Source organism: Mesorhizobium sp. M1273 (assembly GCF_040318195.1).
GTDB lineage: Bacteria > Pseudomonadota > Alphaproteobacteria > Rhizobiales > Rhizobiaceae > Mesorhizobium.
The window spans coordinates 132597-155234 of the sequence record NZ_JAMYLV010000011.1 but is presented as its reverse complement, the minus strand read 5'-3'; the positions used below and the strand labels follow the sequence as shown (position 1 = coordinate 155234).

Annotated in this window: 22 protein-coding genes; 16 read left to right on the top strand and 6 right to left on the bottom strand. The window is 62.5% G+C overall.

Annotated elements, in window-relative coordinates; genetic code table 11:
• Positions 1–9 precede the first annotated feature (9 nt).
• The 3 genes from NKH30_RS14695 to tauA form a co-directional block, all read right to left on the bottom strand.
• Positions 10–873, bottom strand: coding sequence for an ABC transporter permease subunit (locus tag NKH30_RS14695; RefSeq protein WP_352995944.1), 864 nt, complete (start codon positions 871–873; stop codon positions 10–12).
• Positions 870–1643 carry a taurine ABC transporter ATP-binding protein gene (locus tag NKH30_RS14690; RefSeq protein ID WP_352771340.1) on the bottom strand — a complete coding sequence of 258 codons (774 nt, stop codon included), beginning with the start codon at positions 1641–1643 and terminating at the stop codon, positions 870–872. The genes NKH30_RS14695 and NKH30_RS14690 overlap by 4 nt, the downstream gene beginning before the upstream one ends.
• A 108-nt stretch (positions 1644–1751) precedes the next feature.
• Positions 1752–2765, bottom strand: a complete 1014-nt coding sequence (gene tauA, locus NKH30_RS14685) for a taurine ABC transporter substrate-binding protein (RefSeq protein WP_352995942.1) — start codon at positions 2763–2765, stop codon at positions 1752–1754.
• Between the two features lie 339 nt (positions 2766–3104).
• Here tauA and NKH30_RS14680 point away from each other — a divergent pair, with 339 nt between their 5' ends.
• The 4 genes from NKH30_RS14680 to NKH30_RS14665 all read left to right on the top strand — a co-directional run bounded on the left by NKH30_RS14680 (position 3105) and on the right by NKH30_RS14665 (position 5974).
• Positions 3105–3296, top strand: coding sequence for a hypothetical protein (locus NKH30_RS14680; protein WP_352458582.1), 192 nt, complete (start codon positions 3105–3107; stop codon positions 3294–3296).
• Between the two features lie 147 nt (positions 3297–3443).
• Positions 3444–3896 (top strand): RrF2 family transcriptional regulator, encoded by a 453-nt coding sequence (locus tag NKH30_RS14675; RefSeq protein ID WP_023675902.1) that lies wholly within the window; start codon positions 3444–3446, stop codon positions 3894–3896.
• 49 nt (positions 3897–3945) lie between these two features.
• Positions 3946–5292: an FAD/NAD(P)-binding protein gene (locus tag NKH30_RS14670; RefSeq protein WP_352473976.1), complete on the top strand. Its 1347-nt coding sequence runs from the start codon at positions 3946–3948 to the stop codon at positions 5290–5292.
• 328 nt (positions 5293–5620) lie between these two features.
• The gene (locus NKH30_RS14665) at positions 5621–5974 is read left to right on the top strand and encodes a winged helix-turn-helix transcriptional regulator (protein ID WP_352771345.1); all 354 of its coding nucleotides are present in this window, start codon (positions 5621–5623) and stop codon (positions 5972–5974) included.
• Between the two features lie 114 nt (positions 5975–6088).
• On the opposite strand, the gene NKH30_RS14660 is transcribed toward NKH30_RS14665, so the two are convergent.
• Together NKH30_RS14660 and NKH30_RS14655 are read right to left on the bottom strand one after the other, a co-directional pair.
• Positions 6089–6736 (bottom strand): cysteine hydrolase family protein, encoded by a 648-nt coding sequence (locus NKH30_RS14660; protein ID WP_352995940.1) that lies wholly within the window; start codon positions 6734–6736, stop codon positions 6089–6091.
• On the bottom strand, positions 6733–7062 hold the full coding sequence (locus NKH30_RS14655) for a hypothetical protein (protein ID WP_352458586.1): 330 nt from the start codon (positions 7060–7062) through the stop codon (positions 6733–6735). Before NKH30_RS14655 ends, NKH30_RS14660 begins: the two co-directional genes overlap by 4 nt.
• Before the next feature lie 155 nt (positions 7063–7217).
• Here NKH30_RS14655 and NKH30_RS14650 point away from each other — a divergent pair, with 155 nt between their 5' ends.
• From NKH30_RS14650 to NKH30_RS14615, 8 genes are all read left to right on the top strand, one after another.
• The gene (locus tag NKH30_RS14650) at positions 7218–7616 is read left to right on the top strand and encodes a RidA family protein (protein WP_352458587.1); all 399 of its coding nucleotides are present in this window, start codon (positions 7218–7220) and stop codon (positions 7614–7616) included.
• A 187-nt stretch (positions 7617–7803) separates the two neighbouring features.
• The gene (locus NKH30_RS14645; protein WP_352542812.1) at positions 7804–9228 is read left to right on the top strand and encodes a pyridoxal-phosphate dependent enzyme; all 1425 of its coding nucleotides are present in this window, start codon (positions 7804–7806) and stop codon (positions 9226–9228) included.
• Positions 9225–10406 carry a cystathionine gamma-synthase gene (locus NKH30_RS14640; protein ID WP_352458589.1) on the top strand — a complete coding sequence of 394 codons (1182 nt, stop codon included), beginning with the start codon at positions 9225–9227 and terminating at the stop codon, positions 10404–10406. The genes NKH30_RS14645 and NKH30_RS14640 overlap by 4 nt, the downstream gene beginning before the upstream one ends.
• A gap of 327 nt (positions 10407–10733) precedes the next feature.
• On the top strand, positions 10734–11711 hold the full coding sequence (locus NKH30_RS14635) for a GlxA family transcriptional regulator (protein ID WP_352458590.1): 978 nt from the start codon (positions 10734–10736) through the stop codon (positions 11709–11711).
• Positions 11712–12037: 326 nt separating this feature from the next.
• On the top strand, positions 12038–13342 hold the full coding sequence (locus NKH30_RS14630) for a M24 family metallopeptidase (RefSeq protein ID WP_352539769.1): 1305 nt from the start codon (positions 12038–12040) through the stop codon (positions 13340–13342).
• Between the two features lie 20 nt (positions 13343–13362).
• Positions 13363–14040: an isochorismatase family protein gene (locus NKH30_RS14625; RefSeq protein WP_352539770.1), complete on the top strand. Its 678-nt coding sequence runs from the start codon at positions 13363–13365 to the stop codon at positions 14038–14040.
• Between the two features lie 16 nt (positions 14041–14056).
• Positions 14057–15049, top strand: a complete 993-nt coding sequence (locus NKH30_RS14620; protein ID WP_352771353.1) for an alpha/beta hydrolase — start codon at positions 14057–14059, stop codon at positions 15047–15049.
• Between the two features lie 318 nt (positions 15050–15367).
• On the top strand, positions 15368–17008 hold the full coding sequence (locus NKH30_RS14615) for an ABC transporter substrate-binding protein (protein ID WP_352771355.1): 1641 nt from the start codon (positions 15368–15370) through the stop codon (positions 17006–17008).
• Positions 17009–17147: 139 nt separating this feature from the next.
• On the opposite strand, the gene NKH30_RS14610 is transcribed toward NKH30_RS14615, so the two are convergent.
• The gene (locus NKH30_RS14610; protein WP_352683973.1) at positions 17148–17549 is read right to left on the bottom strand and encodes a hypothetical protein; all 402 of its coding nucleotides are present in this window, start codon (positions 17547–17549) and stop codon (positions 17148–17150) included.
• A 761-nt stretch (positions 17550–18310) separates the two neighbouring features.
• Here NKH30_RS14610 and NKH30_RS14605 point away from each other — a divergent pair.
• The 4 genes from NKH30_RS14605 to NKH30_RS14590 all read left to right on the top strand — a co-directional run bounded on the left by NKH30_RS14605 (position 18311) and on the right by NKH30_RS14590 (position 22633).
• Positions 18311–18700, top strand: coding sequence for a hypothetical protein (locus NKH30_RS14605; RefSeq protein WP_352614715.1), 390 nt, complete (start codon positions 18311–18313; stop codon positions 18698–18700).
• A gap of 102 nt (positions 18701–18802) precedes the next feature.
• Entirely contained in the window at positions 18803–19174 is a 372-nt protein-coding gene (locus NKH30_RS14600; RefSeq protein ID WP_352980338.1) for a hypothetical protein, read from the top strand.
• 113 nt (positions 19175–19287) lie between these two features.
• Positions 19288–20283, top strand: a complete 996-nt coding sequence (locus tag NKH30_RS14595) for a Do family serine endopeptidase (RefSeq protein WP_352771357.1) — start codon at positions 19288–19290, stop codon at positions 20281–20283.
• Positions 20284–20320: 37 nt separating this feature from the next.
• The gene (locus tag NKH30_RS14590) at positions 20321–22633 is read left to right on the top strand and encodes a lysozyme inhibitor LprI family protein (protein ID WP_352771359.1); all 2313 of its coding nucleotides are present in this window, start codon (positions 20321–20323) and stop codon (positions 22631–22633) included.
• The last annotated feature ends 5 nt before the right edge of the window (positions 22634–22638 follow it).

Sequence of the window (22638 nt, the reverse complement as noted above, 5' to 3'; positions counted from 1 at the left end):
CCGGTCCGGTTACTCCCGCCCCGCCCACGGGACGAGCACCCACTCGATCCTGCGGATGATGAATTCGAGCACGAAGGCAATGGCCGCGATCACCAGTATGCCCATCACTACCACGTCGGTGACGAGGAACTGGGCAGCGGACTGGATCATGAATCCGAGCCCGCGCGTCGCGGCCACCAGCTCGGCGGCGACCAGCGTCGACCAGCCGGCGCCAAGCGCGATGCGCAGCCCCGTCAGGATCGAGGGCAGCGCGCTGGGCAGGATGACGTGCCTGATCACCTGGCGCTGCGTGGCGCCAAGCGAGCGCGCTGCATTGATGCGCTCCTGCGAGACGCCGCGAACACCCGATGCCGTCGACAGCGCAACCGGCGCCAGCATGGCAATGGCAATCACCAGGGTCTTGGACGGCTCGCCAATGCCGAACCAGATAATGATCAGCGGCAGATAGGCGAGCGGCGGGATCGGCCGCAGGAATTCGAGCAGCGGATCGAAGATGCCGCGCCCGATCGTGCTGATGCCGATAGCCAGCCCGATGGGAACGCCGACGAAAACGGCCGCGATCAGCGCCGCAAACACCCGCCACAGGCTGGCGGCGATATGCTGGAGCAGCGTTGCGTCGACAAAGCCGTCACCGGCGACGACGACAAATTTGTTCCAGACTGCCACAGGCGACGGCAGGAAAACCGGCGACACCAATTGCAGGCGGGCCGATGCCGTCCACGCCGCCAGCATCATCAGAATGGTGATCGCGCTAACCACGCGGGCCGAAACGCGGCGGCGTTTCCGCCGCGGCCGCGACCATGGCACCGACAGCGCGTCGGCTCCGTCGTCGACCTTGCGCTGCGGCCGCTCGGTATAGGAGGTAACGGTCATGCTGCCTCCCCTTCGAAGATCGCGTCGGTCAGCTCGCCGCGCGCTGCGGCGAAGGCGGGATCGGCCTTGATGCTGCGAATGGCCTCGCCGGCTGCATAGCGCCGGCTGAAGCCGGTCTCGAAGCTCCACACCACCCGGCCAGGGCCGGGAGCGAGCACAATGATACGGGTTGCCAGCACCAGGGCTTCCTCGATGCCGTGCGTGACCATCAGCACGCCGACCTGGCTCGCCGTCCACAGATCGAGCAGCGTTGTCTGCATGCGTTCGCGTGTCAGCGCATCGAGCGCGCCCAGCGGCTCGTCGAGCAGCAGGAATTGCGCCTCGGCCGCCAGCGCCCGGGCCAGGCCGACCCGCTGGCGCATGCCGCCGGAAAGCTCCCAGATGCGCTTGTCGCCGGCGCCGTCGAGTTTCACCAGCGCCAGAAGGTCGTCGGCAGTCCGCGCCCGTTCCGCGGCCCTGACACCGCGCAGCCTGAGCGCAAAGGCGACATTTTCCCGCGCGGTCAGCCACGGAAACAGCGCGTCGTTCTGGAACACGACGGCGCGGTCAGAGCCTGGCGCCGTGATCGGCCGGCCGCCAATCGTGGCGCGTCCGCGCACAGGCTCGACCAGGCCCGCAGCGACGTTGAGCAACGAGGTCTTGCCGCAGCCGGAGCGGCCGACCAGGACAACGAAGTCATCCTTGGCGATCTCAATCGACACATTTTCGACCGCCGGCGCCGGCTGACCGTCATAGTGGACCGAGACCTTGTCGAGCACGAGATGCGTCATGGGAACCTCGCCGATATTCCGAATCTGTCTGCCCCGAAGCCGCTCCTCGCAAGCGGTTCGGGGCAGGGAGCACGCGGCGTCAGGGAAGGAGAACCGCGCGCGTTGGCGTCAGTTCGAGGCAAGCGCTTCGCTGACATATTTCGACGATACGTATTCCGAATAATCCGGCAGCACGGCGTCGATCTTGCCCTGCTCCTTGAGGAAGGCCGATGTCGCCTCGACCGCTTTGACCGTGCCGCCACCGAGGAACTTGTCCGAGGCTTGCTCCTCGAGCGTCGGGAAGACATAGCCCCTCAATAGTTGCGGCACGTCCTCCAGCTTGGCCCCGGTGATCGTGGCGATCTTCGCCGCTTGCGGCGACGTCACCGACCAGGCGTCCGGCTTGGCCAGGAACTCGGCATAGGCCGCGCCCGTCACCTTGACGAAGTCGCGCACCGCTTCCGGGTTCCTTTCGGCGAAATCGGTGCGCACGATCCAGGCGTCGAAGGTCGGCGCGCCCCAGGCGGCGACCTGCGAGGAATCCAGCACGACCTTGCCCGAAGTCTTGATCTGGCCGAGTGCCGGATCCCAGACATAGGCGGCGTCGATGTCGCCGCGCGCCCATGCCGCCGCGATCTCCGGTGGCCGCAAATTGAGAATATCGATCGACTTCGGGTCGACACCCTCATGCTTCAGCGCGGCAAGCAGGCTGTAATGCGTCGTCGAAACGAAGGGCACCGCCACCTTCCTGCCGGCAAGGTCGGCGGCCTTCTCGATGCCGGCGCCGTTGCGGGCGACAAGGGCCTCGGATTCGCCGATCAGCCCGACAATGAAGATTGTCTGGATTGGAAGCTCGCGGCTCGCCGCCGCCGCCAGCGGGCTCGAACCGACATAGCCAATGTCGACCGATCCGGAAGCGATGGCGGCGATCACGTCGGCGCCGGAATCGAATTTCCGCCAGTCGATTGCCGCCTTGGTCGCGCTCTCATAGGCGCCGTCGGCCTGCGGCACCTTCGAGGGCTCGACGACCGTCTGGTAGCCGATAGTGATCTTGAGGTCCTGCGCATCGGCTTGGCCGAGAAAGGCGGCGCCAGCCAAGGCCGCCGAGGACAAGAGAACGATACGTCGCGAAATGGTGGACATGAAACGCTCCTTGGAAACGAGGAAAACCCGGATTGCGTTTCATAGTCATCTAACTCTATCGTTCTTGTAGAGTTAAATCCTTCCAATCGGTGCGGTCTTGTTAGAAAAAGTCATCTGGCTATGGCAGTTCGCGCGCTTCTGGGTGACGGCTCGGGTGAGAACCATCGTCCTTGCCCGGGAACCTCTTCCACGTCGTCCTTGCGCGCAACAAGGATTTTCCCGTTTTCGCCCCTGCATCGGCAAATCCATACTGTGGATAGCCAAGAAATTGGAAACAAGTTCCCTGTGTTCGCGGTTAAGTCTAGTATCCTTATCGACATTGAAGGATTGGAGAGGACGATGAGCGACGCCACCCTCCTTGTTGCCGCGCGCGGCATGCTTTGGCCTTCAAATTCAGGGGCAGAAGCTGCTGTTGGTATTCTCGCCGATCGGGACATTCCTGCCGCCGGCCAGTTTGCCGGTGTGTCATTCGCGGTGGCTCCTGTGCTCGCAAGAGCACAAGCCCCGGCCAAAATGGCCATTGCGGCGTGAAAACGAAGCAAAATCAACGTTTCTCGGCTTGTATATCATGTCACTAGAATTTATCTGTAGTGACAGCTTGGACGCGGCGGGGAGGCACGCCAGGCGTTTCGCAACCGGTGGCCTTGCGCCATCGCATGACAGAGAAACGTGCGGGTTATGCTCACGAAAAAAGGTAAATACGGCCTCAAGGCGCTCGTCCATCTGGCGCGCCTGCCGGTTGGACAGCTCGCCTTCGTCAACGACATCGCCACAGGAAACAATATTCCGAAGAAGTTCCTCGATGCCATCCTTGGCGAATTGCGCAATGCCGGTTTCGTTCAGAGCCGCAAGGGCAAGGAAGGCGGCTACCGGCTGGCACGCCCAGCGGACGAGATCAAGGTCGGCCACGTCGTGCGCGTGCTCGACGGGCCGCTTGCCCCCATTCCTTGCGCCAGCCGCACCCAGTATCAGCGCTGCGAAGACTGCAACGAGGCGACATGCCAAGTCCGACACCTGATGCTGGAGGTCCGGCAGGCCATCGCCGAGGTGCTGGATCAGCGCAGCCTCGCGGAAATGCGCGACATCGCCGGCGACGAGGATTTTTCGGCGGCGTTGAAAATCCAGGCCTGAACCAATCTCTCCTGAGCCGGCGACGATCGCCAGGACAGCTGGTGTGCGCATGACCGGGCGCGCTACGCCAAGTTCGATCATCATTGTCGGCGGCGGCGCCAGCGGTGTCGTGCTTGCCGCTCATCTGCTGAAGTCGCCCAATCCCGATCTACGTGTCAGCCTGATCGAAAAACGCCCGCATTTTGGGCAAGGCATGGCCTATTCAACGCTGCTGTCGGCGCATGTGCTGAATGTCAGCGCGTCGGGCATGAGCGCCTATGCCGACGATCCCGGCAATTTCTCGCGCTGGCTGCTTGAACGCGGCCTGGCAACGCCGGAACAGGCGCCGGTCTATGCGCCGCGCAGCGTCTACGCCCGCTATCTCAAGGAGTTGCTCGACGAGCTCGAGGCGCGTGAGCAGCAGACGGGCCGGCTGCGCTTGATCCGCGAGGAGAGCCTGTCGATCTCGCCGACCGCGTCAGGCGTCGAAGTGGCGCTGGCCAACGGCACCAGCGTGGTTGCGCATCTTGCCGTGCTCGCCACCGGCCACGACGAAGAGCCGGGGGCGGGGCAGGGGCATGCGATCAGGATGGGATCCGAGGCGGACACTGCGCTCGACCCCGAAGCCCGAGTCCTGGTGCTGGGCACCGGCTTGAGCATGGTCGATGCCTTCCTGTCGCTCGAGCAGCGCGGCCACCGCGGCGCGATCGTCGCGGTGTCGCGGCGCGGCCTGCTGCCTTCGCCGCATCGCAAGGGCAATCCGATCAAGCTCGACGTTGCCGACATTCCGCTCGGCACCCAGCTTTCCTATTTCGTCGGCTGGTTCCGCGACCTGATCCGGGAAAACCAGAAGGCCGGCATCGACTGGCGCGACGTCGTCGACGGTCTGAGACCCTTCAACCAGAAGATCTGGCAGAACTGGCCGTCCTCGGCCAAGCGCCGCTTCGTCGAGCACACCAAGGCCTGGTGGGACATCCACCGCCATCGCATGGCGCCGGAAGTCTACGCCCGCGTTGCCGAGGCGGTGCAAGCGGGCCGCATCCGCCTTGTCGCCGGCCGCGTCGTTGAGATCGCCGCCGGCGACGGCTTCAGCCTACAGGTCCAGTCGCGCCACACGCAGCAGCTCGAAAGGTTCGACGTCACCCGCATCTATGATTGCACAGGCATCGCCAGGGACATCTCGACCACCTCGAACAGCGTGGTGCGGTCGCTGGTCGAGCGTGGGCTGGCACGGCCGGATCCGCTGCGCCTCGGCCTCGACGTGACCGCGAACTGCGAGGTCATCGCCGGCGACGGCACGGTATTCGCCAATATCCTCGCCGTCGGTCCACTGACGCGCGGCACCTTCTTCGAAATCGACGCCATTCCCGATATTCGCGTGCAGTGCGCGCGGCTGAGCAAGCGCTTGCTCGGATGAGGCCGCCTCTGTCTTGACGCGATCTCGGATGCAAGACCGCTGTCGCCGGGTGAAAAGATCTCGACCGCATAGCCGCGTTCGGTGAAGGCGAACCAGGGTGCGGGAGCTCGCTCCACCAGAGCCGACCAGCAGCCTGTGGTGGTCGAGACAGCCAGGCGATGACGCCACACGTTTCGGCCGTCTCGCATCGACCGGATTGATGTCGCGCACGCTCGTCTTCGTTCTCCTCCATGGATTTTGTAGTCGGCGAGGCCGTGAGCCGCGACCCTGGCCAGATGGCCGGGCAAATTCTGCTTTCGTCGTCACCGTGCCTTGCCTACCATGGCGCATGACCCAACGCGGAAGACTCTACGGCTGTCCGGTCGAGTTCGCGCTCGACGCGCTCGGGGGCAAATGGAAGACGGTGATCCTGGCGCGCATCAAGGAACAGCCGATGCGCTATTCCGACCTGCGCCGGCTGATTCCCTCACTCTCGGACAAGATGCTGACGCAGCGCCTGGCCGAGCTTGTCGAGATCGGCTTCGTCACGCTCCAGACGTCGCCCGACGGCAAGGGGCGCTACGCCTTGACCGGGCGCGGTGAAGATCTCGCCGCCGCGCTCCAGGCGCTCTACGACTGGGGCAGCGTGCACGGTCGCGCCGAGGGCGTGCGTTTTCGCACCGACAGCGCAGCCACCATCTAGATCAATTCCGGGAAAGGCGCGGAGCGGTTTTCCGTCCGTAATGTGTGAAGACAAAGCGATGGAGCGGTTCGGCGTTGCCGTGAAACGGTAGGTCGCGCGGCAAGCCGATTGCCCTCAACCCGCGCCGGCAAGCGCGCTGCAGAAGCTTGCGACGTCGGTGACGACGGCTTCGCCGAGGAAGCGTAGCGTTGCCATCGAGCGGTCGCGCGCTTCGCGGTTGCCGAAGCCACAGGCATCCTCGATTACCACGGCGACAAAGCCATTGTCGGTCGCCTGGCGAACGGTCGGCTCGATGCCGATCTCCATGGCGATGCCAGCGAGCGCTATCGTGCGCACGCCGCAATCGCGCAAGGCAAAGCCGAGCGCGGTGGAATCGAACGCCGACATCGTGAGCTTGTCGAATACCGCCTCGTCCGCGCGGGGGTCCAGCTCGGGCACGATCCGCGTCGCTTCGGCGTCGCGCGGGAACCACGGCTCGACCGTGTCGGGGCTGTCGCGCCGCTGCCAGGCCATGGCGGTGCGCAGCTGCGTCGCGCCCATCCATTTGCGCGGCAGCGACAGGTGGCGCGTGAACGCCACCCGCATTCCGGCCCCGCGCGCCGCTTCTAGCACCGTACCGGTACGCTCGACGATGGTCGCGGCGCGGGCCACCTGTCGGCAGATGCCGACCTGCATGTCGTAGACCACCAGCGCCGTGCGGCGCGGATCGCCCCACTCAGCCAGGCTGGCCGGGATTTCGATCCCGTCGCTCGACCGGATCATGCCGCAGTCCGGTCCCATGGCTTGGCGATATCGACCGTCGGATCGAACAGGAATTCCAGCGGCAATGGCGCGTCGAAGGCGATGAAGTGCCATTCTAGCAGCCCGGCCTTGGACAGCGGGAAGTCCTCGGTGTAGCGCCGCGCTTCCGCGACGCTGTCGAGCTCGAAGACGATGATGACGCCGCCAATATCGGCGCGCGCATAATTCTCCCGCACGATCCCCGCCTTCCAGAGCCGCCAGACATTCGACACTTCGTCGCGCAGATAAGGCCGCAAATCGTCGAGCGTGACGCCGGGCTTGAAATTGTCATAGGCAAGAATCTTCATCGGCCGTTCCTTGCATTGCTGTTCGCCCAGCGCCGGGTAGCATGGCGGAATCGGCGGCCGCAACGAACGAGATGGTGCGTTGAAACGCCCGCACGATTGCCGTTGATCCTATGGGCGGCCGCAGGATAATTTTTGCTGAAGAGGAGAAAAGCGCGGTGACCATCGAAAGGCTGAACCCCGAGGGCATGCACAGCAATCCGGCCTATTCGCACGGCGTGTCGCTGCCGGCATCCGCGCGCATCGTGCTGGTCGGCGGCCAGAATGGCGTCGACGCGCAAGGCCGGACCGTCGCCAGGGACGATCTCGCTGCACAGACCGCTCAGGCGCTTTCCAACCTGGCAAAGGTGCTGGAAGCCGGTGGGGCAAAGCCTGAAGACCTCGTCAGCCTCTCGGTCTATATCGCCGGCGACCTGGACATAGGGCCGGCCTTCGGCGCCTGGATGGCGTTCTGGGCAAACCGTGGCGCGCCGCCGATCATCAAGGTGCTGCGCGTCGCCGGCCTCGGCAATCCGGATTTTCTGATCGAGATCGAAGCCCAGGCCGCGATCGCCTGAACCCTAAGCGGGTTCTGCAAATCTTTTGCCCCTGCCTGCAGGCCGACGAAGCTTTCGCGAAATTCCATTCCCCTGCTGGCGGCCGGATTGGCACGATCTATCTTCTTTCCAACTGCAAACGGCTGGAAAAGACGGTAGGTTGCCGTCTTCCAGGGCGGTTGCTCATTCTGGCAACGGAGCATCTGACATGAGCAAGCACAAGATCGTGGCATCGGACGATGCATCGTCCCGCCTGCGCCCGCCTTATGCCTCGGTTCTCGACCTGATCGGGCAGACGCCGGTCGTCGAGCTGACCAAATTCGACATCGGCAAGTGCCGGCTGTTCATCAAGCTCGAAAGCCAGAATCCCGGCGGCTCGATCAAGGACCGCATCGCGCTGTCGATGATTGCCGCCGCCGAAAAACAGGGCAAACTGAAGCGCGGCGGGACGATTGTGGAGGCGACCGCCGGCAACACCGGTCTTGGTCTCGCCCAGGTCGGCATCCCCAAGGGCTACCGCATCATCCTGGTCGTCCCCGACAAGATGTCGCGCGAAAAGATCCAGCATTTGCGGGCGCTCGGCGCGGAGGTGCGGATGACGCGTTCCGATGTCGGCAAGGGTCATGCCGAATATTATCAGGACATGGCCGAAAAGATCGCCGCCGAGCTGCCCGGCGCCTTCTATGCCAACCAGTTTGCCAACCCGGCCAATCCGCTGGCTCATGAAACCACGACCGGACCGGAAATCTTCCAACAGCTCGAAGGCGACGTCGATGCGGTTGTCGTCGGCGTCGGGTCCGGCGGCACGCTGACCGGGCTCGGCCGCTACTTTGCGAAAGTCTCGCCAAAGACCGAGATGATTTTGGCCGATCCGGTCGGCTCGGTGCTGGCGCCGTTGATCAAGACCGGCAAGATGATAGAGGCCGGGAGCTGGACCGTCGAAGGCATCGGCGAGGATTTCGTCCCGCCCAATGCCGATCTGTCGCTGGTCAGGAAGGCCTATTCCATCCCCGACAAGCAGAGCATGCTGGCGGTGCGCGACCTGCTTTCGAAGGAAGGCATCCTCGCCGGCTCGTCGTCCGGCACGTTGCTTTCGGCAGCGCTCCGCTATTGCCGCGAGCAGACCGTGCCGAAGCGCGTCGTCACCTTCGTCTGCGACAGCGGCAACAAGTACCTGTCGAAAGTGTTCGACGACTTCTGGCTGGCCGAGCAGGGCCTTGCCGAGCAGGAGCAGCATGGCGATTTGCGCGATCTGGTGATGCGTTCGCACCGCACCGGTGACACCGTGTATGTCGGTCCGGACGAAAGCCTGCTCAACGCCTATGGCCGTATGCGCCGCTCGGACGTCTCGCAGCTGCCGGTGCTGGACGAGGGCAAGCTCGTCGGCATCATCGACGAAAGCGATATCCTCGCCAAGGTCGAAGGCCCCTATGACAGCCGCTGGGACCGCTTCAAGGCTCCGGTCAGTACGGCCATGACCTCTACCCTGCACACGCTGCAAGCCAGCCAGACGCTGGACGCGTTGCTGCCGGTGTTTGATCGCAACGAGGTCGCCATCGTCTTCGACGGCGACGAATTCATCGGGCTGATAACACGCATTGACCTGATCAACCATCTGAGGCGCGCCCGATGACCGTCAAAGCCACCGTATCGGGCAAAAACCGCCTCGCCTTTTCGACGCGCACCATCCATGGCGGCCAGAGCCACGACCCGACGACGGGCGCGGTGATGGTACCGATCTATGCCACTTCGACCTACGGTCAGCAGAGCCCGGGCGTGCACAAGGGCTTTGAATATGCCCGCAGCCAGAACCCGACCCGCTTCGCCTTCGAACGCGCTGTGGCCGATCTCGAAAGCGGCACAGCCGCCTTCGCCTTCGCTTCGGGGCTGGCAGCGATCGCCACTATTTTCGAACTGCTCGATTCCGGCGCCCACATCGTCGCCACCGACGACATCTATGGCGGCACGTTTCGGCTGCTCGAGCGGGTGCGCAAGCGCTCCGCCAACCTCCAGGTCGACTTCGTTGACTTCACCGATCTTGCCGCGGTCGAGGCGGCGATCCGCCCGGAAACCAAAATGCTCTGGGTCGAGACGCCGACCAACCCGCTGCTGCGTGTCGTCGACCTCGAAGGCGTCGCAGCACTTGCCAGGCGCAAAGGCGTGCTCTCAGTCGCCGACAACACTTTCTGCAGCCCCTATCTGCAGCGGCCGCTGGAGCTCGGCATCGACATCGTGGTCCATTCGACGACAAAATACCTCAACGGCCATTCCGACATGGTCGGCGGCGTCGCCGTGGTCGGCGACAACAAGGATCTCGCTGACCGGCTGAAATTTCTGCAGAACGCCATCGGCGCCATTTCCGGGCCGTTCGACAGTTTCCTGGCGCTGCGCGGACTGAAGACGCTGGCGCTGAGGATGGAGCGTCATTCGTCGAACGGCCAGAAGATCGCGCACTGGCTGGAAAGCCGTCCCGACATCCGCCGTGTCATCTATCCCGGCCTGCCCAGCCACCCGCAGCACGCCATCGCCAGGCGGCAGATGCACGCCTTCGGCGGCATGATCACGGTCGAGCTCGACCGCGACCTCGCCGGCACCAAACGCTTCCTCGAACATACGCAACTGTTCACGCTGGCCGAAAGCCTCGGCGGCGTCGAAAGCCTGATCGAGCACCCGGCGCTGATGACGCACGGCTCGATCCCGGCGAAAAAACGTGCCGAGATCGGGATTTCGGATTCGCTGGTAAGGCTGTCGGCCGGGATCGAGGATGGCGACGATCTGATCGCGGATCTGGATCAGGCGCTGGCGAGCTGAGCCCGCCAACAAGAACCTGCGAGACGTCGGCAGGACAGTGCCCCCCTCTGCCCTACCGGGCATCTCGGCCACGAGGGGGGAATTTGGCCGTCATCTTGCGCTTTCGCCAACCTCCAACGCTGAAACACGCACGGGACGGCGAAGCTGCCGATCTCCCCGCTTGTGGGGGAGATGTCCGGCAGGACAGAGGGGGCGTGAAGGATCGCGAACGAGCGGCGCTTATTCTGCACCCATATCCATGTGTCTTACATTCTATTCCGTTGACCTTGGCGCCATCTGGCAGAATTGTAGCTTCCAGATCCACCTTGCTGCCTGGCTCCGGAAGCTATGAACAACCGACAACGCAACCAACCGACGGCAAGCGATACCCCGCTCACCTTCGCCATCCTGGTCTTCCCAGGCTTTCCGATGATGGCGTTCAGCTCGGTGATCGAGCCGCTGCGCGCGGCGAACGTGCTGGCCAAGCGGGACTGGTACCGCTGGATCATCGTCGGCGCCGCCGAAGGCCCCGTCGAGGCCTCGAATGGCGTCGTCATTCAGCCCGGCTTTTCCGCCCATGACGCGCCGAAGGTCGATCGCATCGTCGTCTGCTCAGGCGGTGACGCCGATCATCTCGTCGCCGAGGATGCCGTGAGCTGGATCCGCAAAAGCCTGCGCGGCGGTGCCCATATCGGCGCGGTGGCGGATGCCGCCTTCTTCCTAGCTCGGGCCGGCCTGCTCGACGGTCATGCCTGCACCTTGCACTGGACCAGCCAGGCTGCCTTCACCGAAGCGTTTCCGGACATCGAGCTGAGGCGCGATCTCTATGTCATCGACCGCAAGCGCTTCACTTCGGCCGGTGGCGTCGGCAGCCTCGACATGATGCTGGAGATCATCACCGGCGATTATGGCGCCGAACTGGCCGCCGGCGTCGCCGAATGGTTTGTGCACAGCCCGCTACGCTCCAGCGTCGACCGCAAGCTGATGCCGCTCAGGCTGCGGACCGGCGTGCAGAACGAACTGGTGCTGTCGGCCATCGCCATCATGGAGGATGCGGTGGAGGAGCGGCTCGGCATGGCGGAACTGGCGGGGCGACTTGGTATCTCCTCCGATAAGCTCGAACGCAATTTCCGCTCCGAACTCAGTATCTCGCCCAACGGCTATTACCGCCGCCTGCGGCTGAAGCGTGCCGCCGACCTCCTGGCGCATTCGACGCTGATGGTGCGCGACGTGGCGCTGGCCTGCGGCTTCGCCTCGATGTCGAGTTTTGCGCGGGCGTTTCGGGAGGAGCATGGCCATGCGCCGAAGGTGATGCGCAGACATTAGGTATTTCGGATGTTGGCGGGACAGCGCCCCTCTCTGCCCTGCCGGGCATCTCCCCCACAAAGGGCCACAAAGGGGGGAGATTGGCCGTCGCCTCCGCTTTCGCCAATTGCCAACATCGCGTGCCAACATCGCGAGAGTAGCGCCATCGGCGAAGCTGCCGATCTCCCCCCTCGTGGTCCCTCGTGGGGGAGATGTCCGGCAGGACAGAGAGGGGCGCGAAGGATCGCCGGCGCGTCGGGGCTGCGGCATCCGGCACAACATCTGCGGTATCGCGCACAGCCTCTACGCGGCGCATGGCCCATCCTCGCCGCTTCCAGGAGGCACCCATGAGCATCGTCGTTTTTGACCCCGACAGCACCGAGGATGTCGACTTTAGGGATCGCATGCGCCATCCGGCGGCGGCGGATCCGGCCGGCGGTATGTGGCTGTCGGACACCGAGCCGTCCTTCATCGACGCCGACGCGCTGCGCAAGGGCCGGCTTGCCAGGCTGCGCGCCTGGATGCGCGAGGCCGGCTATGGCGGCGTCGTTTTGTTCGATCCCTACAACCAGCGCTACGCCACCGGTTCGCGCAACATGTTCGGCTATTTCCTGCGCAACTCGACGCGCTATTTCTTCATACCCACCGAAGGGCCGATCGTGCTGTTCGAATATCCGCAGAGCTACCATGTCTCGATGGTGCTCGACACGATCGACGAGGCGCGTCCGTCCAAGCTGGTCTGGTCGTCGGTGTCAGGCCGCGACGACGAGACCGCCGGCCCGTTCGCCGATGAGATCGCCGAATTGCTCAAGGTGCATGGCGGCGGCTCGATGAAGCTCGGCCTTGACCGCTGCAGTCATCTGCAGGCACTGGCGCTCGAAAAGCGCGGCTGCGAGGTGCGGGATTGCCAGGGCGAGATTTTGGCGGTGCGCGCGGTCAAGACGCCCGAGGAAGTAAAATGCCTGCAGGTGTCGATGGCTGGTGCCGAGGCTGCGGTCTATGCCGTGCGCGAGGCGATCAAACCTGGCGTTTCCGAAAACGAGCTGTTCGCCATCATGTATGGTGAGGTCATCCGGCAAGGCGGCGAGTTCATCGAGACCCGGCTGCTGACCTCGGGCCAGCGCACCAATCCGTGGTTCAACGAGGCGAGCGGCCGCAAGATCAGGCCGGGCGAACTCTTGGCGCTCGATACCGATACGATCGGCTGCTACGGCTATTATTCGGACTTTTCGCGCACCTTCCGTTGCGGACCGGGCAAGCCGACGGATTATCAGAAGTCGCTCTACCGCATGGCGCACGACCAGGTTCAGCACAATATCGGGGTCGTCAAGCCGGGCATGGCGTTTCGCGAGATTGCCGAAAGGGCCTGGAAGATACCGGACCGCTTCGTCGACCAGCGTTATACCTCGGTCATGCACGGCGTCGGCATGCATGGCGAAACGCCGTTCATAGCGCACGCCATGGACTACGAGACCTATGGCCGCGACGGTTTCATCGTGCCCGGCATGGTGGTCAGCGTCGAAAGCTATATCGGCGAGAAGGGCGGCCGCGAGGGCGTCAAGCTGGAAGACGAGATCCTGATCACCGAGACCGGCACCGAGCTCCTGTCGCGCTTCCCCTATGAGGATGATTTCCTTGACAGACACGTTTGAGTGCTGACAGGCAGTTTTGCATGAAAAGCCCGATCTCGATCAAGCGCGGCAAGGCGGCGGCGGTGTTTATCGATCTCCAGGAGGAGCATCGGCGGGACAAGCGCTATCTGGTCGAAGGCTATGGCGATATCCTCGCCAACGTCCAGCGCCTGCAGACAGCAGCACGGGCCAATCATGTGCCTTTGTATCACTGGGCCTATATCGTCGATCTCGCCACGGCGCGGCCGTTCCACCCGGTCGAGGCCAGCGGCAAGTCGGCATTTTCCGACAAGGACGATCCGCTGACTGCGATCTGCGCGGAAGTGGGCCCGGCGACAGGCGAGATGATGTTGGTCAAGACCGATGCCAGCGCCTTCCGCGCGGGGCCTGCCGCCGAGCGGCTGAAGGCCGATGGCATCGAGTGGCTGGTCGTTGCCGGCGTCTGGACCGAGGCCTGCATCGATGCCACCGTCAAGGATGCGGTGGCGCTCGGGTTTCGAGTGCTGCTGGTCAAGGATGCCTGCGGCAGTGGCAGCACGGCGATGCACCAGACGGCCATCCTCAACCTTGCCAACCGGCTCTATGGCGGTGCCGTCACCACCACCGACGGCGCCTGCCGGCTGCTGGCAGGCGAGACGGTCGAAGCCTGGCAGGTCGAGGGCTCGGTGCCGCTGCGCTTCAGCTATGAAAATGCTGCCCGGCTCTACGCCGAGCTCTGAGCGGGATCGCGCAGCGATGATCACCGAGGCCGAGCGACCCGGAACGAGAGGGCGCGGAAAATACCAGACGCTGCTCGATCCGGAGCTGTGGGCCTATATCGATCGGGTCAACGAGTGGTATCCGCCCGAAATCGTCTACATGCCGATCGACAGGCAGCGGGCGGTCTATAATGCCATGTGCCGGACGTTTCGCGAGCCCTATCCACCTGGTGTCAAGGCCAGCGACAGCGCGGTTCCTGCCGGCGACCGTGCGATCCCGGTCCGACGTTACCAGATGGCGGGCACGGCGCCGCAGGCGATGGTTGTCTATTATCACGGCGGCGGCTTCGTCCTTGGCGGGCTCGACAGCCATGACGACATCTGCGCCGAGATATGCGCCGGCACCGGCTTTGCCGTGCTGTCCGCCGATTACCGGCTGGCGCCCGAGCATCTGCATCCGGCCGCCTTCGACGATGCGCTGGCCGTATTCGAATGGGCGACGGCGACGGCCGGCCTGCCGATAGTGCTCTGCGGCGAAAGCGCCGGCGGCAATCTGGCCGCTGCGGTGGCACAGGCGACACACCGTCATCCTCGCCATGCGATCGGCCAGGTGCTGATCTATCCCGAGCTCGGCGGCCCGGAACCAGTTGGCAAAGAGAGCGCCGGCTCCTGTGTCGAGCACGCCGAAGCGCCGCTGCTGACGTTGCGCGATATCGAATTCTATCGCAACGTGCGCTCCGCAAAGGCACAGTCGCCCGACGATCCGACCTTTTCGCCGCTCCGAGGCAGCAATTTCTCCGGCCTGCCGCCGACCTTCATCATCACGGCCGAGTGCGATCCGCTGTCCTCCGACGGCGAGGCCTATCGCGACTGCATCCTCGCCGCCGGCGGCCGCGCCTGGTGGCGCGAGGAGCCGCGTCTGGTGCACAGTTTCCTGCGCGCCCGCAAAACCGTTCCGCGCGCCGGTGAAGCCTTCGCCCGCATCATTGCGGCCATCGCCGCGCTTGGCAAAGGCGACTGGCCTTACTGAGGTTGCGAAGGCCCCCTCATCCGGCGGCTTCGCGTCCACCTTCTCCCCGCTGGCGAGAAGAGCCTGGCATCAACGCAGGCGACCTCCTCTCCCCCGGGGGCGAGGTCGGATTGCCCCGAACTGCCCTTCGCAATTCGGTTGGCAATCCGGGTGAGGGGACCTCCCGCTTGCGGAACAGCGCACAAGAACTGCGGAAGTCCGAACACTCCCCCACGGGCGCTCGCCCTATCATCCCCAAGGCAATGGCGCTCCGGCGATCGCATCCGTCCCCCGCGTTTGGCGATCGGCAGAGGTGCCAACAACAGGGGAATGACGACAATGAAGTTCATGCTGACCGATCGAAAACTGCATCCGCAGGCCGAGCCCGTCGCCGATGGCTTCAAGAAAGGCCAGATGAACCGGCGCGAATATCTCGCCACCATGGCTGCGCTCGGTGTCAGCGCTGCCGGCGCGCTGGCGCTTGGCGGGCTTGCGCCGTCACCGGCCAGGGCCGAGGAGGCGAAGCGCGGCGGCGTCTTGCGCGTTGCCATGAACGTCAAGGGCTGGAAGGATCCGCGCACCTTCGACGGCGTCGAGATGTCCAACGTCGCCCGCCAGTGCAACGAATATTTGGTGCGCTGGAAGCGCGACTTCACCTTCGAGCCATGGCTGCTCGAGAGCTGGGAGACCAGCGACGACGCCCGCGTCCTGACGCTGCATGTCCGCAAGGGCATCACCTGGTCGAACGGCGACACCTTCAACGCCGACGACGTGATCCACAATCTGACGCGCTGGTGTGATGCGTCCGTCGCCGGCAATTCAGTCGCCGCGCGCATGGGCGCACTGGTCAACGCCGATACCAAGAAGCCCGTCGACGGCGGCATCGAGCGCGTCGACGACGTCACCGTGCGGCTCAATTTGCCGAAGCCCGACATTTCGCTGATCGCCGGCATGGCCGACTACCCGGCGCTGATCATGCACCGCAGCTATGAAGGCGACGGCGATCCGCTGAAGGCATTGGCGATCACCACCGGGCCTTGCGAACTCGTGGCATGGGACGCCGAGGTCGGCGCCGAAGTCCGCCGCAAAGACAAGCCATGGTGGAAGGGCGAGTTCTACCTCGACGGCATCAAATGGGTGGACTACGGCTCCGACCCCAATGCGATGCTGTCGGCCTTCGAATCGGGCGAGATCGACACCGATCACGAAACCGCCTCCGACACGGTTGCGCAGACCGACTCCATGGGCCTGAGCAATTCGGAAATCGCCACCGGCTCGACCATCGTCGCGCGGTTCAATATCGGCAATCCGCCCTATGACGACATCAAGGTGCGCCGCGCCGCCCAGCTCGCCGTCGACAACGCCGCCGTGCTGAAGATCGGCATGGACAACCGCGGCAAGCCTGCCGAGAACCATCATGTCGGGCCGATGCATCCCGAATATGCCGATATCGGCCCGGCCGTCCGCAACATTGATCAAGCCAAGGCCCTGCTCGCCGAGGCCGGCAAGGCCGACCACGAATACGAACTCATCTCGGTCGACGTCGACTGGCAGAAGAGCTCCGGCGACGCCATCGCCGCGCAGATGCGCGAGGCCGGGCTGAAGATCAAGCGCACCGTGCTGCCGGCCGCGACCTTCTGGAACGACTGGAGCAAATATCCTTTCTCCTGCACGGAATGGCTCGGCCGGCCGCTCGGCGTCCAGGTGCTGGCGCTCGCTTATAAGTCTGGCGCCGCGTGGAACGAGACCGCCTACGCCGATCCGGAATTCGACAGTCTGCTCGACAAGGCGCTGGCGATGCCCGATCCCGGCGCCCGCAAGGAGCTCATGGCCAAGATCGAACAGAATCTGCGCGATTCCGGCGTCATCATCCAGCCCTACTGGCGCTCGGTCTACCGCACCTACCGCAAGGGCGTGCATGGCTGCGAGCAGCACCAATCGCTCGAGCAGCATTTCGAGAAGGTCTGGCTCGAGGCGTAGCCTTGCAGACGACCAATTGTCGGGGCCAGCGCCGCTCTTTCTTCCTTCTCCCCTTGTGGGAGAAGGTGGATTGGCGCGCAGCGCCAAGACGGTTGAGGGGTGCGGACGGAGTGCCGTCAGTATCAAGCTGGAACACCCCTCATCCGGCCGCTTCGCGTCCACCTTCTCCCACAAGGGGAGAAGGAAGAGCCACGCCAGGCCTTGAAATCTCCAGTCCAAGCCGCACGGTCTCCCGCACCAGCAGGTCCAGATCGTCGCGCCGGGTGCGGTGGTTGTTGATCGCCACCCTGAGGCTATGCTGGCCATGCACCGTCGTGTCGGAAATGGCGGCGATGCCTTCTTCCTGCAGCCTCAGCATGATCTCGGTATTGAGCGCTTTCAGGCGCTCCCCGCCCAGTCCGTCCGCGCGGTAGCGAAAGCACACGATGTTGATGCTCACCGGCGCTACCAGTTCGAGTGCCGGTTCGGCCGCGATCAGCGCGCCGAGATAATGCCCTTGCGCGATGTTCTGGTCGATCAGCCGGCTCCCAAAATCGCGCAAGCTGTGTGCGCTGCTCGCCTATCTGGCGCTGGCGCCGCATCCGGTCGGCCGCAGCCGCCTCTGCGAGCTTTTGTGGGATGTGCCGCCCCCACTGTGCCTCTATTTGGCACTCCGCAGCGTTGAAAAGTCGGGCAAAGGGCACGTTTCTTTCGGCCCTCGCAAGGGTTGGCTGGGTTCGAAAAAATACCACAATAGATCGCGATTGGGGTGGGTTCGTCGCGCCCTTTTTGTAGAGCTGGCGCAAAATTCACAACAGCATAGAATATTGCTTGTACTAACTCGGCTTAATGAGAACAAACCTAAGGAAGCATTCCGGAATCTTGCTGCTGGTCACATTTCAGTATCTGCTAAGATAGCCCGTGCTGATTCCGAATTATTAAGCATTTGCAAAATTCAATCCTGCGATATTGGGATTTGTCCTTGTCATAGGCTGACTTGGATGCATTTCTTGGAAGCACAGCCGCGTCAGCGGATCGTTGAAACATGCTTGGGCGGACGGGGCACTAAGCATGGAGAGGAATATTGACACTCGCTAATGCGGCGGCCCCGGCCGGGAGCGTTCGACCCGACGCAAGAGACTACGGCAACCCTCGGCTAAGTCGTCGAATGCATCGCCCACAGCCTGGCTCTCGTTTGATGGCCGGCGAAGCTTTGCCCTCCTCCGATTGGCGCCAGCCTTCGCGGCAAAAGCGGGGATCGCCGCCTGCAATGGCCTTCCGATATGGACGATGTCCGCCGCCAGCCAGTCGGAGGAATGAATCATGAAATTCGTAATCTATGCGACCTTGGCCACTGCTTTGATGGCGATCGCCGGTTGTACCACCGACGACTACGGCGGTTGTCGCGGAAAGGGCTGCCTGGCTGATCGGCCCCATAAAGGTGGCCGACAGATTGACTATCGGCCGCAGTTCGACAGGAACGGCAATCCCAACTTCGATACCAGGGGCCGTTACATCGGCTGCCATGGGCTCGGATGTAAAGTCGACGATCCTGATGACGGGGATCAAAGTATCGACGACAGACCGCAGTACGACAGAGAAGGCAATCCCAACTTCGATACGCAAGGCAACTACCAAGGCTGCCGCGGCATCGGCTGCGAGGTCGATACACCGGACGATGACAATTCATCCGACGATGACGATTCCGATTAACGGACTCGGGGGCGAACAAGGAGGAAGCCAATCATGTCTGAATTCAGCGGCCTGGTCCGGCGACATGCCAAAATCGTTATGGTCGGCCTTGCGGGGTTGGGAATGGCGCTGACGTCCGCTTTCGCTGCGAATAACGCCTGTGACGGTATAAAGGTCGAAGTGACGAAGGCGCGCAAGCAGGAATATGCCCCTCTCGTCGTCTCGGCGATGACCAATAAGTTCAAGCCCGCTCAGGCAAAGTTCTTCACGATCATGGAGAGCGGCAGCTGGAGCGCCGCCTACGTCTCCACGCCGGTGAGCGACGACGGCGTGATGTTCTTCCAGACAGTCGACGGAAAGAAGCAGTTTCGCGACGTGTGGGGCGGCTATGCCGAGCCGTCGGAAAAACCTGAACTGGTATCCTGGGCGAAGAAGCTCGGAGCGCCGCAAGACCTGGCAAAGTGTTTTGCCGAGGAAGTTACGGAACGACGGTGATGATCGCTGGAAATTGCCGCTGACCGTTGGTGCAGGGGGAGAATGATTGGTGAGCGCTCCGGGGCGCCGGGGCTCTGAGATCGACTCCAATCATCAGCTGCAGGATGTGCAAAATGCAAACCGTTCGAAAATCCAGACTGATAATGCAGCTCGCCCGTGCATTGGCAACTTCAGTGAAAATGACGGCTGTTGTGAGTGTAGCTGTCCCGCACACGATCAATGTTGCGTATGCCAGCAAATATGATCTGCCGAAACCCTATGTTTCCCGGGCTCTTAACGCGGTTCTGATACCGATCAATCACGCCTCTCGGCACCGCTACCAGATCCCGCCCAAGCTTCGCGGCGTGTATGTCCTGGCCGTTGCACCCCACGGTGTTGCCGCGCGGCAAGGCATCCGACCGGGTGACGTGCTTGCCACAGTGCGGCATCAACCGATTTCGACGCCGCGCGATGTCGATAGGTTCGTTTGGGCCGCCCTTGCCGCGAGTGCCACCAGTTTCCTGTTTGGCGTGAATCGCGGGACAGAAGTCGCAGATGTCGTCGAGGTCAACACCAACATCACCGTCAACAACTTCAACACCAACATCTCGGTCAACAATATCTCCCAATGGACGAGCGTCGACAATCGAGAGGAATGGACGCAGATCGTCGATGAGTATGACGAGGAGATGGAGACGGGCCTCAATGACACAAGCTATCGCGGGGACGAGTCGCTGCCCGGCGACGCCAGTCCAGACGCAAATGTGTCTTCTCCCGATGCTGACGACGACGATACCAGCACCGACACTGACGACAATAACCCGGCCGACAGTACCGACGACAACAGTTCCGATCAGGACGATTCGAGCGATCAGAACGACGATGAAAACTCAACAGACGGTGATGATGACAAGAACAGCACCGACACCGACGACGATAGCACGGATGACGATGCGTCGGATGACAGCACTGACAACAATGATTCCGATGATCAGGACGATTCCAGCGATCAGAATGACGATGACGACCCGTCGGCAGATGGTGAAGACGAAAACAGCACCGACAGTAATGACGACACGTCGGATGACAGTAACGACGCTGACGGATCGGACGATGACAATGCCAACTAGCGGCGACCGTGCCGGCAGTTCTAGACCGAGGACATCGATGAAAACCGCGATGCTGACCGCTGCCATCGTTCTGGCCATGCCGGCTTTCGCATTTGCCCAGGACAAGTGCAACGACGCAGCCAAGGATCAGTCCGCCCCGAACGAGTGCGCCGATGCCGCGTCCAGGAAATCCGACAAGAAGCTCAACGAGCTTTACAAGCAGATCGAAGCCCGCCTGAACGACGACGCGGATATCAGGACGCTTCTCGTTCAAGCACAGCGGGATTGGGTCAAATTTCGCGACGCAGAGTGCAGTTTCCAGACCGCAGGAGCGGCCGGAGAAAGCGCAATTCCAACGCTCATCGCGGAGTGTATGGACGGCCTGACGCAATCCCGTGTCAAAGATTTCGAGGGTTACCTGCAATGCAGGGAAGGCGATGCGAGCTGCCCCGTTCCGGCAGCGAACACATCACATGCCGTACCTGCCGTGGCCGAGGAGAACGGCCAGACCGGCCTTGCCCAGGCTGCCGACCCGATACCCATTCCATTGCAACATGTTGTTGGGCACCTCGGAACCGGCAGCGATGAAGTCATCTACCACAAACTCGGGATTGCGTTGGGCATCAATGGTGCCAAGCCTCGTCTGTTCGAATTCGACACCGGGTCGGATGAGTTCAACGCTGAGATCGATTCGAGTGTCCCTGGCGTAGAGCCGGTGCGCGGCAGCAAGCCCGAAATGTACCCCTATGGAAACGGCACCTATGGAGGTTGGGTACAACAGGCCCGGGTCGACAGCCTGTCCTATTACGATCCAGATGATCCCTCGGAGCCTGCCGTAACCTTTGACGGCGGCTTTAGCGTAGGTCGGGTGGTGGATTACGTCTTCACCAAGGATTTCGGCGACTTCGAGGATGCGAATGTGACGCAAAAGCCCGTGGGCCACCATGGCGATACGCCGGTTTATGCGGATCTTGATGCGCGCAAGAGCATGAAGAATGGCGAACCCGGTAACGAGGCGCCGTTTTACGGCGTCTTTGGAGCCGGCGATTTTATCGATAAGGGGGACCAGACCGCCGCTCCTGGCAGTCAGACGCAAAGCGGCTATGTGGTCTCCGCCAATGCAAATCTTGGAAAGAGGACGACACCGGGCTGCGCTCCCTGCCTGACGCTGAATTTGTCCCCCAGTCTGAGATCCCAGTTTACGGCCCTGATACCGTGGGGCGAACTGGATTACGAATTCCTCCAGAGACGATTCCCGCGATCAGGCGCGAATGCATCCAGTCAGTACGAAGGGTCTTACCGTTATAAAATTTCCTTTGATCATAAGGGAAAGAAGCAATCGGTTGATTTCAGTGGACCTGTTTTATTGGATACAGGCACGACAAGCTTTATTTATATTACAACAGAATCTATTTTGAATAAGCTTCAGTCGAGAGGATTTCATATTGCTGAATTTGGTGATGAGATAGTCGACTTCAAGTTTTTTGGATTCGATGATGGTATAAATAACCGTGAATATGATGATGTCGACATTCTCCGCCAAAGCGATGAGATGAAAGTCGGCGGTCTCATTCTCGGTCTGCCATTCTTCGAGTCCAATTCCATAATGAATGATCTGGAAAACAGGACGACCGCATATTCACCCTATTTTGTCAGCGCTGCTAACTTTACGACAGACGCGGCTGCCAAGGATCAAGTGCAGTTGAATCGCGCGACCAGCGATGCTGGAAGCAACGGATGGCTCGGACTGGCCGGCATCGTCTCCGGCGCCGGCGACTTCACGATCGAGAAGGACGCGGACGTGCGCATGACCGGGGCCAATACCTATACCGGCACAACCCATATCGCGGCCGATGGGTATCTTACCCTGGCCGGTCCGGCCAGCATCGAGCATTCATCGCGCGTCATGGTCGACGGTGTGCTCAACCTCGACCAGAAAGGAAACCAGCTGAAGCCCTGGGGGGTGGCGCACTCCCTGAACGATACGGCCATTCGCAACCTTGGCGGTAAAGGCGAGGTCTATCTGGGCGCGGGCAGACTGATCCTGACAGCAGCCGACGGGCAATTTGATGGAACCATCGCGGACTTTGATGACGCCGGCGACAGCGGCGGCCTCGTTGTTGCCGGTGGCAAGCTGACGCTGAGCGGCAAGAACAAATATTCGGGCATGACGGAAGTGGTGGCGGGAGCGGAGTTGCACGTGACCGGCTCTTTGACCGGTGACGTTTCCGTCTCGGGACTGCTTGTCGTTGACGGAGAGGTCTCCGGCGAAGTCATGGTCAAGGAGGGCGGCACGCTGACCGGCTCAGGAAAGGTCGGCAACGTCACGGTCGCCGAAGGTGGCAAAGCTGATCCAATGAAAACCAGATAATCGGG